The 13,234-nt window shown below is 65.9% G+C and carries 15 protein-coding genes; 10 read left to right on the top strand and 5 right to left on the bottom strand.

Annotated elements, in window-relative coordinates; genetic code table 11:
- Window positions 1–63: 63 nt before the first annotated feature.
- The 6 genes from HMPREF0326_RS02185 to HMPREF0326_RS02210 all read left to right on the top strand — a co-directional run bounded on the left by HMPREF0326_RS02185 (window position 64) and on the right by HMPREF0326_RS02210 (window position 4,607).
- Window positions 64–675: a hypothetical protein gene (locus tag HMPREF0326_RS02185; RefSeq protein ID WP_008682491.1), complete on the top strand. Its 612-nt coding sequence runs from the start codon at window positions 64–66 to the stop codon at window positions 673–675.
- On the top strand, window positions 672–1,928 hold the full coding sequence (gene coaBC, locus HMPREF0326_RS02190) for a bifunctional phosphopantothenoylcysteine decarboxylase/phosphopantothenate--cysteine ligase CoaBC (protein WP_009303115.1): 1,257 nt from the start codon (window positions 672–674) through the stop codon (window positions 1,926–1,928). Before HMPREF0326_RS02185 ends, coaBC begins: the two co-directional genes overlap by 4 nt.
- On the top strand, window positions 1,910–2,716 hold the full coding sequence (locus HMPREF0326_RS15455; RefSeq protein WP_020990159.1) for a hypothetical protein: 807 nt from the start codon (window positions 1,910–1,912) through the stop codon (window positions 2,714–2,716). Before coaBC ends, HMPREF0326_RS15455 begins: the two co-directional genes overlap by 19 nt.
- 55 nt (window positions 2,717–2,771) lie before the next feature.
- The gene (locus HMPREF0326_RS02200; protein ID WP_008682494.1) at window positions 2,772–3,107 is read left to right on the top strand and encodes a LysO family transporter; all 336 of its coding nucleotides are present in this window, start codon (window positions 2,772–2,774) and stop codon (window positions 3,105–3,107) included.
- Window positions 3,108–3,215: 108 nt separating this feature from the next.
- Window positions 3,216–3,815 (top strand): lysine exporter LysO family protein, encoded by a 600-nt coding sequence (locus HMPREF0326_RS02205; protein WP_008682496.1) that lies wholly within the window; start codon window positions 3,216–3,218, stop codon window positions 3,813–3,815.
- An 84-nt stretch (window positions 3,816–3,899) separates the two neighbouring features.
- Window positions 3,900–4,607, top strand: a complete 708-nt coding sequence (locus tag HMPREF0326_RS02210; RefSeq protein WP_008682498.1) for a DVU0298 family protein — start codon at window positions 3,900–3,902, stop codon at window positions 4,605–4,607.
- An 82-nt stretch (window positions 4,608–4,689) separates the two neighbouring features.
- On the opposite strand, the gene HMPREF0326_RS02215 is transcribed toward HMPREF0326_RS02210, so the two are convergent.
- From HMPREF0326_RS02215 to rplU, 5 genes are all read right to left on the bottom strand, one after another.
- The gene (locus HMPREF0326_RS02215) at window positions 4,690–6,078 is read right to left on the bottom strand and encodes a sodium-dependent transporter (protein ID WP_008682501.1); all 1,389 of its coding nucleotides are present in this window, start codon (window positions 6,076–6,078) and stop codon (window positions 4,690–4,692) included.
- Between the two features lie 77 nt (window positions 6,079–6,155).
- Window positions 6,156–7,388, bottom strand: a complete 1,233-nt coding sequence (gene proB, locus HMPREF0326_RS02220; protein ID WP_009303119.1) for a glutamate 5-kinase — start codon at window positions 7,386–7,388, stop codon at window positions 6,156–6,158.
- An 88-nt stretch (window positions 7,389–7,476) separates the two neighbouring features.
- Window positions 7,477–8,577 carry a GTPase ObgE gene (gene obgE / locus HMPREF0326_RS02225; protein ID WP_008682507.1) on the bottom strand — a complete coding sequence of 367 codons (1,101 nt, stop codon included), beginning with the start codon at window positions 8,575–8,577 and terminating at the stop codon, window positions 7,477–7,479.
- Between the two features lie 403 nt (window positions 8,578–8,980).
- Entirely contained in the window at window positions 8,981–9,250 is a 270-nt protein-coding gene (gene rpmA / locus HMPREF0326_RS02230) for a 50S ribosomal protein L27 (protein ID WP_008682509.1), read from the bottom strand.
- A gap of 124 nt (window positions 9,251–9,374) precedes the next feature.
- A complete protein-coding gene (gene rplU / locus HMPREF0326_RS02235; protein WP_008682513.1) occupies window positions 9,375–9,683 on the bottom strand; it encodes a 50S ribosomal protein L21 in 309 nt (102 codons plus the stop codon).
- Between the two features lie 127 nt (window positions 9,684–9,810).
- On the opposite strand from rplU, the gene HMPREF0326_RS02240 reads away from it, so the two are divergent.
- The 4 genes from HMPREF0326_RS02240 (at window position 9,811) to atpB (ending at window position 13,209) form a co-directional block, all read left to right on the top strand.
- On the top strand, window positions 9,811–11,352 hold the full coding sequence (locus HMPREF0326_RS02240) for a class I SAM-dependent RNA methyltransferase (RefSeq protein ID WP_009303120.1): 1,542 nt from the start codon (window positions 9,811–9,813) through the stop codon (window positions 11,350–11,352).
- A 259-nt stretch (window positions 11,353–11,611) separates the two neighbouring features.
- Complete coding sequence (locus tag HMPREF0326_RS02245) at window positions 11,612–11,989, top strand: AtpZ/AtpI family protein (RefSeq protein WP_008682516.1); 378 nt, start codon at window positions 11,612–11,614, stop codon at window positions 11,987–11,989.
- A complete protein-coding gene (locus HMPREF0326_RS02250) occupies window positions 11,949–12,386 on the top strand; it encodes a hypothetical protein (RefSeq protein WP_008682517.1) in 438 nt (145 codons plus the stop codon). Before HMPREF0326_RS02245 ends, HMPREF0326_RS02250 begins: the two co-directional genes overlap by 41 nt.
- 118 nt (window positions 12,387–12,504) lie before the next feature.
- Window positions 12,505–13,209, top strand: a complete 705-nt coding sequence (gene atpB / locus HMPREF0326_RS02255; protein ID WP_008682518.1) for a F0F1 ATP synthase subunit A — start codon at window positions 12,505–12,507, stop codon at window positions 13,207–13,209.
- Window positions 13,210–13,234: the final 25 nt, after the last annotated feature.

The raw sequence follows: 13,234 nt of genomic DNA on the forward strand, positions 1-13,234 counted from the left end.
GAGAGGCTAGGCTGTGTTCCTGAATCCGGACGACCTGTCATGTCCGGGGGAAGGAGTATAGCCATGCGACGCACGCTTGTCACCCTCGCTCTGGGGCTGGTCCTCGCCGCCGCTCAGGGCTGCGCCTCCATGGGCGTCAGCAATCCCTTTTCCAACGACCCGCTCACCGGCGGCGCGGACGTTACATCCAGCCAGTTGCTGAACGTACCCCTGCCCTCCGGCATGCAGCGCTATGCCTCGCACGGCTATATGAACTACGGCGCGGACGGGGAGCGCGAGGGCCTGGAAACCCTGCGCGGCAATGTGGACGCCTCGCGGGCGGCCCAGAGCATGTTCACGGCCCTGCAAAGCCAGGGCTGGCAGCTGCGGCTCTCCCAGCGCAAGGGAGACCGCTCCCTCTATGTCTATGACAAGGGCAACAGCCTGGCGGTGCTGGCCTTCCGCCGTCAGACCGTGCTGACCATCCTGGAAATCTGGGTGGGCAGCCGCCTGCCCGACGGCTCGGCCCTCAGCCTGCCCGGCGGCTCGGACAGCGGCGCGGAACTGTCCGGCGAGGAATACGCGCCCCTGGGCAACGAGTCAGGCCAAAGCACGCCCACGCCGCCGCCCGTTCCCGGCACCACGGAGCAGTGGGGCGCGGGCGCGTCCGGCGGCCTGCAGGAGCGCACGCTGTGAGCCCGACCCCGGCCGCATCCCTTGCCACGCCTTTTGACCGGAGCACGCGCTTTGCCCATAAGCGACTGCATCTGGGGGTCTGCGGTTCGGTGGCCTGCTACCGGGCCACGGAGCTGCTGCGGGCCTGGCTCAGGCTGGGCATCCATGTTTCGGTCACGCTCACGGACGGGGCCCGGCGTTTCGTCACCCCCCTGCTCTTCGAATCCTTGGGCGCAATGCCGGTCTACGGCGGCATGTTCGAAGCCGGTCAGGATATTTTCTCCCATCTGGAGCCGGGACAGTGCGCCGAGGCCATGGTCGTGGCCCCGGCCTCGGCCGACGCCCTGGCGCGCCTGGCCCACGGCGCGGCCTCGGACATGCTGGCGGCCCAGGCTCTGGCCTTTGACGGCCCGCTGGTCCTGGCACCGGCCATGAACCCGCGCATGTGGTCCCATCCGGCCACCCGGGCCAACGCGGCTCTGCTGGAGCAGCGCGGCGCGCGTTTCGTGGGGCCGGACAACGGCGGCACGGCCTGCGGCGACGACGGCCAAGGGCGTCTGGCCGCCCTGCCGGAAATTTTTCTGGCCGGACTGCAAGCCCTGTCCCCCCAGGACATGGCCGGCCTGCGGGTCATGGTCACGCTGGGCCCCACGCGCGAAGCCTGGGACGGCGTGCGCTTCTGGTCCAATCCCTCCAGCGGCCTGATGGGCTCGGCCCTGGCCGTGTGCGCCTGGCTGCGCGGAGCCGAAGTGACGGCAATCTGCGGGCCGGGAGTGAGCGCTTTTCTGCCGCGAGGCGTGCAACGGCACGACGTGACGAACGCGCACGGGATGTACGAGGCCGCGCGCGGGCTCTGGCCGGATATGGACATGGGCATGTTCACGGCGGCGGTGGCCGATTTTTCACCCGCGCCCCTTGGGGAACGCAAATTCAAGAAATCCGAGGCGCCTGACGGCTTCAGCCTGGATTTCAGGCCCAACCCGGATATTCTGCACAACCTGGCCGCCGTGCGCCGTCCCGGCCAGAAGGTGCTGGGTTTCGCGGCAGAGACCGCGCCGGACATGGACGCCCTGTTGCCCCTGGCGCGCGCCAAACTGGCCCGCAAAAAAGCCGACCTGCTGGCGGCCAATCGCGTCAACGCCGTGGGCAGCGGCTTCGGCACGCCCACCAACAGCATGGCCGTGGCGGACGCGCGCGGGCGCGAGGAAATCTGGCCCTCACAAAGCAAGGCCGATGTGGCCTGGGAGCTCTGCACATGGCTTTTGCGGATCTGAATCCGCTGGGCGCGCTCTGGCGGGGCCACGGCCTGCGCTGCCTGCTGCTGCCGGAGGACGCGCCTCCGGCCTGCTCGCTCTGCGCCGAGCCGGGGCTGCGGACCGCCCCGCAACGGCGACCCGCCGCCCCGCCCTCCCGGCAAGGGCCGCATCCTGATCGCCGGGCGGTTTCCCCTGCGCCGGAACGGTCCGCCCCGCAACGGCGGGAAAGCGCCCGCGCCGCGGGGCAGGAAACAACGCCCGCCGCCGGACCCGCCGCCAACGCCCATAATGAGGAGCGTTGGCGGCCCCTGCCGCCGCACGCCTGGCCCGCGCCCTGGCGGGAGCGTCTGGCGGCCAGCCGACCCGGCCTGGTGGCCTGGACCTACTGGAATCTGGGCAGGGATCTCTGCGGCGCGCAGGACGAGCAGCGTCAGGCGCGGCGGGCTTTTCTGCAACGTCTGCTGGGCGATCTGGGGCACCCGGCGGGCACCCATACATTCTGGCCCGCCTGCCTGCCGAGGGGAGACGCGGACGACGCTCCGGACGCGGAGAACTACGCGCCCCATGCCGACGCCTTCTGGTCCGGCGTGAGCACGCTGGGCGCGCGCGGCGTGGTGGTCATGGGCTCGGCGGCGGCCAAGGCCCTGGCCCTGCCGGGCGGTCTCCGCCCCCTGCAGCAGACTCGCCATCGCGGACATCTGATCTGGGTGCTCTGGGATGTGGAGTATCTGCTGCACGAGGAGCAGCGCTATGGGGCCATGCTGGCCTTTTTGCGGCAGGCATTGCGCCATGTAATCCGGACCTAGAGGTCCTTCCTGAAATAGATTCTTTTGGCTTCCGAAGGAAAGAGAGAGAAAAATCATGTTCATCGCCATGGGCCTGATGCTGCTGGGCATGACCCTGGGCTGGCTGCTGCGCGGCCGGGCCTGGCTCGGCCTGCTGACCCGCTGCGTCTCACCGGCCATCATGCTGTTGCTCTTTTCTCTGGGCGTGGCCGTGGGCGGCAATGAGGAACTGATGAACAACCTGCCGTTGCTGGGCGGCAAGGCCCTGTTGCTGACCCTGGCGGGCGTGGCCGGGTCCCTGGCCTGCGTGGCCGTGATCCGGCGCTGGTTCCGCGATTTCCCCGCAGCCCCGGGCGCGGGCAATGCCCGGAACTCTCCTGTTAATGCCCACCCGCCGCACGGCGGCGTGTAACGGGCACCGCCCGGCAAGTTTTTCTGAACATGAGCCGATGGCGGCGCAAACACCGCGTCAGCGGGGTTTGTCATCCGTCCATAAAGACCCGAAGGGGCTTTTTTCCGTATGTCCGGCAGTCTGCTGATTCTGGCTTTTTTCGGCGCGGGGCTGGGTCTGGCCCGGCTGGGCCTGATTCCCCGCTATTTTGTGGAGCACGACGCCACGCTCTATGTGCTCTGGCTGCTCATGGGGCTGGTGGGCCTGTCCATCGGATCAGACCGGCGGCTGGGCGAGATTCTACGCACCCTGCGCCCGCGTGTGCTCCTGCTCCCCCTGGCCACCACCGTGGGCACGTTCGCGGGCGTGGCCGCGGCCAGCCTTTTTCTGGCCTACAGCCTTGCCGACTGCCTGGCCGTGGGCGCGGGCTTCGCCTACTACTCCCTTTCCTCCATCTTCATCACCCAGTACAAGGGCGCGGAACTGGGCACCGTGGCCCTGCTCAGCAACATTCTGCGCGAAATCCTGACCCTGGTGGGCACGCCGCTGCTGGTGCGCCTGCTGGGGCCGCTGGCCCCCATTTCCTGCGGCGGGGCCTCCACCATGGACACCACCCTGCCCATCATCGCCCGCTACGCGGGCCGGGACTGGATTTTCGTCTCCATCGTGCACGCCATGATCTTGGATTTCAGCGTGCCGTTCTGGGTTATCTTCTTCTGCACGCTGTAGGCACGGCGGCTTGCCAGACGCTGAAAAAGTCGTAACTCTGAATGTGGCCGCATTTTAACCCGGCGGAGGAAAGCCATGCCCAGGATGCGTTCAACCAAACAGCAATTGAAACAATATTTGCAGAGTCCGCGGTGGCGGGATCATTTGGAAGAAATCGCCGCGGGCGGCGCGTCCCATGTGGGGCCGCTTTTTTCCTTCCTGCTGCTGGGCCCGCAGACCATGCACCGGGCCGCCGTGGCCCTGGGCCTGACCACGGCCCGGCTGGCCGAGCGCGAGCCCGAGGCGGCCCGCAACATCATCCGCCGCTTCATGTGGCATATGAATGAAGAATCCGGCAACATCGGCTGGGGCATTCCCGAAGCCTTCGGAGAAAGCCTGGCCGCCAGCCCGCTCCTGGCCAAGGATTTTCATCGCGTGCTGGCTTCCTATCTCATCGACCTGGGCCGGGACGACAATTACTGCGACAACGATCTGTTGCGCCGCTCGTGTTACTGGGCCGTCGGCCGTTTGGCCCAGGCCCGACCCGAACTCTGCGCGGGCGCGCGGCCCTGGCTGCGCAAAGGCCTGGAGGACAACGACGTGATCTGCCGGGGCATGGCCGCCTGGGCTCTGGCCCAGTTGCCGCCGGACTTCATGGACACGCCCGCCCTGCGCCGCCTGGCTGACGCCGGGCATGAAGAAATCTGCGAACTTTTCGACGGCGAGCAACTCTACGAAAAAAGCGTCAGCCAACTGGCGCGCGAAGCCCTGGCCCACGAAGTCCCGGCCGCGGCCGACCCGGACAGACCTTGATTGGTCCGGACCGGCCCTGAGCAAGCTGCCTCCGGGCCGGCTTTCCGGCAGTGCTCTCAGGGCTTCTTCCCATTTGATTCGCTTAAAATACCTTCAGGCCGTGCAGCAAAATAATGGTGATGAGCAAAGGCGTCACCGTACGGCAGGCCAGACGCAGCAGGCGCGCCAGCCTTTGCAGCGGCAGGCTGCCGTTGTTGGTCAGGGCCGCGACGAATTCCCGTTCTGGCCAGACATAGCCCGCGAACAGGCTGGTCAGCAGGCCGCAGACCGGCAACAGCAGGTTGGACGTGGCGAAATCATACGCGTCAAAAGACGTCAGGCCGAAGACGGTCTCCGAGGCCCAGATCCCGGTGGAGAGCGTGGGCGGAACGCCCAGGGCGGCCACGCCGAGAGCCACCAGCAGTGTGGCCTTGGGGCGGGGCAGTTTGCAGGTTTCCAGCAGCCAGGCCACGGGAATTTCCAACAGGCAGAGCATGGCCCCGATGGCGGCCACGGCCGAGAGCACAAAAAAAATCGCCGTAAAGAACTGCCCGCCCGGCATGGAGGCGAAGACCGCCGGAATGGTCAGGAAAAGCAGGCTGGTGCCTGCCGTGGGCTCGAAGCCGAAACTGAACACCGCCGGAAACACGGCCACGCCCGCCAGCAGGGAGACCAGCAGATCGCAGACCATCACCCGCAGGGCCAGGGCGGGCACGCGGGTGTCGGCCTGGAAATAGCTGCCGTAGGTGATCATGCAGCCGAAGCCGATGGACATCTTGAAAAAGGACAGGCCCATGGCCATCAGCACCACTTCGCCGTTGATGCGCGCGAAGTCGGGCATGAAAAGAAAGCGCAGGCCCGCACCGGCATTGGGCAGGGTCAGGCTGCGAATGCAGACCGCCACCAGCAGCAGAAAGAGCAGGGGAATGAGCACGCGCGTGACGCGTTCGATGCCCCCCGAGGCCCCGCGCATGATCACGGCCGCGATGAAACCCAACACCAACCACTGCCAGAGCAGGCTTTCCCACGGGCTTGCCAGCAGCTCTCCGAAAATGCGGGCCGCCACCAGCGGGTCCGTGGTGGCCACGCCGCCGCTCAGGGCCTTGGGCACATAGGCGAAGACCCAGCCCGCCACGTCGCTGTAAAAGGCCAGAATCAACGCGGCGGCCAGTACCGAGAGCGCGCCCGTCACCCACCAGGCCCGGCGCGGGGTCAGCAGGGTGAAGGTTCTATAGGCATTGGCGCGGGTGCGCCGCCCCATGATCATTTCCACGATCATCAGGGGCAGGGCTACCAGCATGGTGGAAAGCACGTAGATCAGCAGGAAGGACGCGCCGCCGTGCTGTCCTGTGAGGGCGGGCACCTTCCAGATATTGCCCAGGCCCACAGCCGAGCCCAGAGTGGCCGCCAGCATGCCGAGCCGGGACGCGAAAAGGTCCCGCGCTCCCCGTCCCGTCCCGCCAGCGCCTGATCCCGTTGCCGATGCCCCCATGCATTCTCCCCCAAAACTGTCGTCAGACGGCGTGGTCGTTCACATGCGGCGTTAGAGCATTTCAAACGTGAATTGCTCTACACCGCCGCGTCCAGCAGCAGATTGTCCCTGTGGATGACTTCCGGATAGTGGGCGTCGCCCAGAATGGCCGCCACTTCGTGGCGCTTGAGCCCCATGATTTTCTTGAGGTCAGCCGCGCTGTAATTGGAAAGGCCCACGCCCAGGCTTTGCCCTTCGTGCAGCACGCGCACCAGGGCTCCTTTCTGGAACGCGCCTTCCACCCGGCGCACGCCGCCGGGCAGCAGGCTGCCGCCCTTGCGCAGTAAAGCCTGCGCCGCGCCCGCGTCCACAGTCACGTTGCCCGCCGGTTCCGACTGGTAGGCCAGCCAGAACTTGCGGCGCGGTATGGCGTGCCCCGCGGGACGCACCCAGGTCCCCGGCGTTGCCGTCGGGGTTCCGCCCGCCGCCTCCAGCGCCGCCGCGTCAAAGACGCGTGCCAGCACGTCGGGCTCGCGGCCCGGCAGGATCAGGGTGGGCACGCCGATCTGGGCGGCGCGCCGGGCGGCCAGCAGTTTGGAATACATGCCGCCCGTGCCCACGGAAGTTTTGCCGCCGCAGAGTTGGCTAAGATCCAGGGCCGCCACGTCGTCGATATGGTCCATAACCGGCGCGTCGGGTTGCCGCTGGGGATTGGCGGCCAGCACGCCGGGCGACGAGGTCAGATTGACGAACAGGTCCGCGCCCGTGAGGTTGACCAGCAGGCTGGCGAGGCAATCGTTGTCGCCGAACTTGAGTTCGCTCACCGAAACCGTGTCGTTTTCATTGACAATGGGCAGCACGCGCCACTGCAGGAGTTCCGCGAAGGTGTTGCGGGCGTTGAGAAAACGCTGGCGTGCGCGCAGGTCGTCACGGGTCAGCAGCACCTGGGCCGTGGGCATGCCGTGGGCGTGAAAAGCCGCGTCCCAGGCCCGCATCAATTGTCCCTGGCCCACGGCGGCTGCGGCCTGCCGGGCAGCCAGGCCCGTGGTTTCCACCTGCCTGCCGTGCACGGCCAGAGCCGCCCGCCCGGCGGCCACGGCGCCGGAAGAAACCAGCACCAGCCGCCGCTCGCCGGACTGATTGGCCTGCTGACCCGCTTGCGAGCCGGGCGGGCGGCGCAGCCCGGCCAGTTGCCCGGCCAGGCTGTCCAGCACGGCGGCGCTGAGCCCCATAGCGTCGGTCAGCACGGCGCTGCCGACCTTGACCACCACCACACGGGCCTGCGCCAGTACCCGGGCCCGTTCCTGCCGCCAGTCCTCCGGCCTTTCCATCACCGCCTCCGCTGCAATTGCCCGCACAACGCGGCCGCTTCCGCCCCGGCCGTCCGTCTTTTCCGCCGGACAGGCCGTCAGAACAGCCTCACTCGCGCGTGTAGATCACTTCAATGTCCGGGAATTCCTCGCCCGCTTCCGCCTCTTCCTGCTCGTAGCGCAACAGGGGCTCGTGGCGGGCCAGCTCGTCGCGCAACCGCCAGAGTTCGGCCACCAGTGGTTCCAGGGCCTGCTCCTCGCGGGCGGAAATGAAGAAAATCTTCCGGCCGTCGGCTTCGGCACGGGCTTTCAGCGTCTCCAGGCGTTCCTCGTCCACCAGGTCTATTTTATTGACCACTTCAATCTGCCTCCGCTCGGCCAGTTCCGGATCGAAACGCCGCAACTCCTCATTGACCAGTTCAAACCCGGCCCAAGGCTCCACGTCATCCACATCCTCAATGCTCAACATATGCACAAGAAAGCGGGTGCGCTCCACATGCTTCAAAAAGCGGTGCCCCAGGCCCTGTCCGGCGTGCGCGCCCTCAATAAGGCCGGGGATGTCGGCAATGACCATGCGCTTGTCCGGATCCACCTCGTCGATCATCACGCCCAGATTGGGCGTCAGGGTGGTGAAGGGATAGGCCGCGATCTTGGGACGGGCCGCCGAAACCCGCGAAATGAACGTGGACTTGCCCGCATTCGGCAAACCGATCAGTCCGGCGTCGGCCAGGATTTTCAGCTCCAGCCGCAGGTTCAGCTCCTCGCCGGGTTCGCCGGGTTGGGCAAAACGCGGCGCGCGCATGGTGGCGGACTTGAAATGCTCGTTGCCTTTGCCGCCGCGCCCCCCGCGCGCCACCAGCGCAAGGCTGTCCGGCTCGCTGAGGTCGGCCAGCAGGCGCTCGCCTTCCGGCCCTTCGGCAAAAACCAGGGTGCCCACGGGCAGGCCCAGCACCAGATCCGTCCCCTTTTTGCCGTCGCATTGGCTGCCTTGGCCGGGCTGGCCGTTCTGGGCCTCATACAGGCGCTTCAGACGGAAATCATAGAGGGAAAGCAGACGGTTGTCGGCCCGCAGATAGACGGAACCGCCCTCCCCGCCGTTGCCGCCGTCCGGGCCGCCGCGCGGCACAAACTTCTCGCGCCGGAAGGACACGCAACCGTGGCCGCCCTTGCCCGCCCGGACCTGAATTTTCGCTTCATCCACAAATCTCATACTATTTTGCCTCTGACCGGGGCATCACGGCCCCGGATTTATGTTATTCAAACGAGATAAGCAACGCTTGAAATGCCCGTTTACGGCGAGCAAAGCCCGCCGCGAGCGGCAGCCATTGGCGGCTGTGCCGCCTTCGGATGACGACGGCAAAGATCGGCATAAGCGCAAGTTATTTGCGCTGTTGCACACCGAAGACCAACCCGAAGGACGACCCGCAGGGCTGTGGCCGTAGGCGAGCAATGCGAGCCGTACGGACATCGAGAGCAGAGCGAGCGTCGCCGGAACTTTGAGAATGCCGATTCTCAAAGGTGATCTGCGCTACTATGCCTGGAAAAAAGACAAAAGGGAAGGAACCGCCCCTGAGGGCGGCTCCTTCCCTTTGAAATTTTCACGCGAAGGGGCTTTATTGAGCGGGCGCTTCCACATGCACGCGCGTCAACACGCGGCGCTTACGGACATATTTTTCAAAGCGCACTACGCCCTCCACCTTGGCGAACAGGGTAAAATCCCTGCCCATGCCCACATTGGCGCCGGGATACACAACGGTGCCCAGCTGACGCACCAGAATATTGCCCGCCAGCACGTGCTGACCGCCGAAACGCTTGACGCCGCGGCGCTGACCCGCGCTGTCGCGACCGTTGCGCGAAGAGCCGCCTGCTTTTTTATGAGCCATGATAGCCTCCTGAACGCTGAATCATCGAAACGCCTTGCCAATCCGCTCCGACTCCGGCCCGCAACCCGAAGGATCGCTTCCGGAAACCAGCCGAAAAACGGACGGCCCGCCTCGAAAGACCAGCCTAGCTGTTGATGCTTTTGACGCGAATGGTGGTGCAGTCCTGGCGGTGACCGCGCAGCGTTTTGGAATCCTTACGCCGCCTGCGTTTGAACACCATGACCTTGGGGCCGCGCCCCTGTTCCACCACTTCCGCCGTCACGGCGGCGCCGGCCAGATACGGAGCGCCCACTTTGCAGTCCGCGCCGCCGACCATCAGCACCTTATCCAAGGTAACATCGCTGCCGGCCTGGGCCGCGAGCTTTTCCACAACAATCTTGGAACCTTCTTCGACGCGGTACTGTTTTCCGCCGGTCTCGATAATCGCGTACATGATCAACCTCCAAAAAGAGAAAGGTATATTTGCCCGATGGAACGGAAAATGTCAAGGCCCGGACCCCAATCTTTTTCATCCGGGCGTTTCTCCCGGCCGTAATGCCGGACAAATCCGGCGGCGTGGCTTGGCAAAACCGCCCCGGCGCTGCTACCGTGCCGCCATGAGCGAAATCCTCACCCTGACAGTGGACAGCTTGGCCCACGACGGACGCGGCATCGCCCGTCTGCCGGAGACAGGCCAAAACAGCAAAACCCGTGGAAGCGGCACGGCCGTCTTTGTGAGCGGCGCGCTGCCGGGGCAGATCGTCCGAGCGCGGATCGTCAGGCGCAAGGCCCGCCTTGTGGAGGCCGACCTGCTGGACGTGCTGCGCCCGGCCCCGGACGCCGTACCGGCGCTCTGCCCGCACCAGCATGTCTGCGGCGGCTGCCCTCTGCAGATCATGCCCTACCCGGCGCAGCTGCGCTGGAAGGAGGATCTGGCCCTGGCGGCCCTGACCCGCATCGGGCACCTGGACCGGGACATGCTCACAGCGGTTTTGGAGCCCCCGCACCCTTCGCCTGAACGGACGGCGTTCCGCAACAAGATGGAATTCGCCTTTGGCCGGGACGCGGGCGGCAATCTGATCCTGGGGCAGCGCCGCCGGGGCGGCGCCGGAGTCATCGCGGTGCCGGGCTGTGTGCTGCTGCCCGCCGGGGCCCAGGACATTCTGGCCGCTGCCCGTCGCTCGGCGGAACAGAGCGGCCTCGCCCCCTATGCCGCTCCGCTCGCACGGCGCGGCCCTGGCCGGGACAAAATGACCCATGCAGCCGGATCGCACGGCTTCTGGCGCTTCCTGGTTCTGCGCAGCGGCAGACGGGAAGACGACCCCGCGCCACGCTGGTGGGCCCTGTGCGTAACCAGTCCCGGCGGTGCGGACGGACGGGCCGCCGCGCGCTCTCTGGGCGAAGAGCTGCTGGGCGGCTTTCCGGACCTGGCCGCCTTTGTCCATGAGGAACGGCAAAGCCCCGATGCCCTGGCCGCCGGTGAGCGGCGCGTGCTCTGCCTTAACGGGAGCGGCGGGGAAGATCCGCAAGCCGCCCTGCTCCACCTGCCGCTGGGCGATTGCCTGTTCGCCCTAGACGCGGCTTCTTTCTTTCAGGTCAACACCAGAGCCGCGCAGAATCTGGCCCGCCTGGCTCAGGACATGCTCCGGCAGACGCGCGGCGGCGCGGAAAACGGCGCATCCCTGCTGGACCTTTACTGCGGCGTGGGCGCGCCGGGGCAACTGCTGGCTCCTGACTACGATCGGCTTCTGGGCCTGGAATGCGACAAACGCGCCGTGGCTCTGGCCCGGCGCAACGCGGAACGCGGCGGACTGATCCGGTGCCGCTACGAAGCGGGCGATGCGGCGGCCCTGCTGGACCGGCTGCGGCGTGAGCGGCGCGGTCCCGGCTGGGACACGGTACTGGCCGACCCGCCGCGCGCCGGTCTCGCCCCTCGGGTTCTGGACGGCCTGCTGGCGCTACGGCCCCAAACTATCCTCTATATATCCTGCAACCCGGCCACCCTGGCCAGGGACGCGGACGGCCTCCAGACGCGCTACAGCCTGGAACGGCTGGCGGCCGTGGATCTTTTTCCGCATACGCCGCACCTGGAATGCCTCAGCCTCTGGCGGCTCAAGTCCTGAAAAAGTCACCCCCCCCCGGCAGGCCCGCGCTTGCGGCGAAAATATGCGCAGATGCCGAATGTTTCGGCGCAAAGCCGTTGACGCGCCGGGGAGGCTGTGATAATTTACACAGCGTTAGGGCAAAATCATAGCAAACATAGGATTTGCCGGGTGGCAGCGGGAACTGACGCCCACACCTGAGAGGGCGGCTTTTCCACCAGGGTTCCAAAGCGCGGATGTAAAAGATGTGCGCGCCGCTGACACAACGCGGAGGCGGCCCATGTCGTTCAAGGATATTCTCAAACAACAGCAGAGCGGCATGGAAGCCCTGGCAACCACCGGGGTCATCGGCCTGCATCTGGTCAGCGGGCCGCTGGTGGGCTTCGCCATAGGTTACGGTTTGGATTACTGGCTGGATACCAGCCCTTGGTGCAAATTGTTTTTCCTGCTGCTGGGCATTGCCGCCGGTTTTTTGAATGTCTACCGGGACACGCGGCATCTGTTGAAAAAAATGGCGGCTGAAGACGCCCGCCGTAAGGGCCTCAGCCCGACGTCCGGCATGCCGACGCGGCAGACCGGCACCGGGGCGGGCGCAACGCAGGGAACCAGAGAGACAAATGACCGCGCAGACGCTGAAAACCATGACGCACAGCCTTGACGCCTGGCTCTGGCGGCGGGGCATCGGGCATCCGGTCATCCGGCCGCTGGTGCGCAACGAGCTGCTGCTGACAGCCCTGTTTCTGCTGGGCGGCGGCGCGGCTTTCAGCGCGACGCCCTGGTTTTTCTGGTTCGGCGTGGGATTGGGCATTATGACCCTGACGTTCTGGAGCTTGGCGCGCTTTTTCCTGCGCGCGGGCCTGGGCGAATACAGCACCGCGTTTTTACGCGTGGTATTGTTGCGCTGGGGCGGCAGGCTGCTGCTGCTGGGCGGGCTGCTCTACTGGGCCCTGATAGTCTGCAAAGCGCCGGTAACGGCCATTCTGGGCGGCCTGACCGCCGGAGCGGCCACGGCCCTGATAACCTTTGCCGTGGCTTCGCGTAACGCACGGCGTTGAGACAGCGGGCGGCGGAGCCGCCGGACGGAACACTTCATTGGGGGAAAGGCCTCGGGCATTTGCGCCGCGCGGCCTTTGAAAACACGGTTCAGCTTGTATCCACACAGGAGGCTGGCTCATGGCAGGTGGTTTGCCGCATCCGGTATTGCTTTCCACATTTATGGGCATGGACGAGATCACCATCGGCGGACAGGTGATTGAATTCAAACACGTCTTTTATTCCTGGGTCTGCATGGCCATCCTCTTCACGGTGGCCTTGATCATGCGCCGGCGGCTGACGCTTGTGCCAGGGGGCCTGCAAAACTTCTTCGAAGCGCTCGTCGACACTATTGAACGCTTCGTCTGTTCCACCATGGGCGAAGTGGGGCGCAAATACGTGCCCCTGCTGGCCGGTATGTTCATCTACATTTTCGGCATGAACCTCATGGGCCTGATCCCCGGTTTCGACGCGCCCACGGCCAACCTGAACACCACGGTCTGCATGGCGCTCTTCGTGCTCGTCTACTACAACGCCGTGGGCCTGATGCGCTGGAAAAGCCATTACATCAATCAGTTCACCGGCCCGTCCAAATTCCTCATTCCGCTGATGTTCCCGCTGGAAGTGGTTTCGCACCTCTCGCGCCCGGTTTCTCTCTCCCTCCGTCTTTTCGGCAACATCCGGGGTGAGGAAATCGTCATGATTCTCTTCTTCGTCATGGCGCCCCTGCTGGGCACCCTGCCCATCTACGCCCTCTTCCTTCTGGGCAAGACCATGCAGGCTTTCGTGTTCTTCATGCTGACCATGTTCTACATCAAGGGCGCTCTGGAAGGCCCTGAGCACTAAACCGACACGCCGAGATCTCCCTCGC

It is taken from the genome of Desulfovibrio sp. 3_1_syn3, assembly GCF_000145315.2.
Lineage (GTDB): Bacteria > Desulfobacterota > Desulfovibrionia > Desulfovibrionales > Desulfovibrionaceae > Desulfovibrio > Desulfovibrio fairfieldensis.

Coding starts and splice junctions, on each gene's coding strand:
- HMPREF0326_RS02185 (WP_008682491.1), top strand. CDS start 64: ATGCGACGCACGCTTGTCACCCTCGCTCTGGGGCTGGTCCTCGCCGCC.
- HMPREF0326_RS15455 (WP_020990159.1), top strand. CDS start 1,910: ATGGCTTTTGCGGATCTGAATCCGCTGGGCGCGCTCTGGCGGGGCCAC.
- HMPREF0326_RS02200 (WP_008682494.1), top strand. CDS start 2,772: ATGTTCATCGCCATGGGCCTGATGCTGCTGGGCATGACCCTGGGCTGG.
- HMPREF0326_RS02205 (WP_008682496.1), top strand. CDS start 3,216: ATGTCCGGCAGTCTGCTGATTCTGGCTTTTTTCGGCGCGGGGCTGGGT.
- HMPREF0326_RS02210 (WP_008682498.1), top strand. CDS start 3,900: ATGCGTTCAACCAAACAGCAATTGAAACAATATTTGCAGAGTCCGCGG.
- HMPREF0326_RS02215 (WP_008682501.1), bottom strand. CDS start 6,078: ATGGGGGCATCGGCAACGGGATCAGGCGCTGGCGGGACGGGACGGGGA.
- proB (WP_009303119.1), bottom strand. CDS start 7,388: ATGGAAAGGCCGGAGGACTGGCGGCAGGAACGGGCCCGGGTACTGGCG.
- obgE (WP_008682507.1), bottom strand. CDS start 8,577: ATGAGATTTGTGGATGAAGCGAAAATTCAGGTCCGGGCGGGCAAGGGC.
- rpmA (WP_008682509.1), bottom strand. CDS start 9,250: ATGGCTCATAAAAAAGCAGGCGGCTCTTCGCGCAACGGTCGCGACAGC.
- rplU (WP_008682513.1), bottom strand. CDS start 9,683: ATGTACGCGATTATCGAGACCGGCGGAAAACAGTACCGCGTCGAAGAA.
- HMPREF0326_RS02245 (WP_008682516.1), top strand. CDS start 11,612: ATGTCGTTCAAGGATATTCTCAAACAACAGCAGAGCGGCATGGAAGCC.
- HMPREF0326_RS02250 (WP_008682517.1), top strand. CDS start 11,949: ATGACCGCGCAGACGCTGAAAACCATGACGCACAGCCTTGACGCCTGG.
- atpB (WP_008682518.1), top strand. CDS start 12,505: ATGGCAGGTGGTTTGCCGCATCCGGTATTGCTTTCCACATTTATGGGC.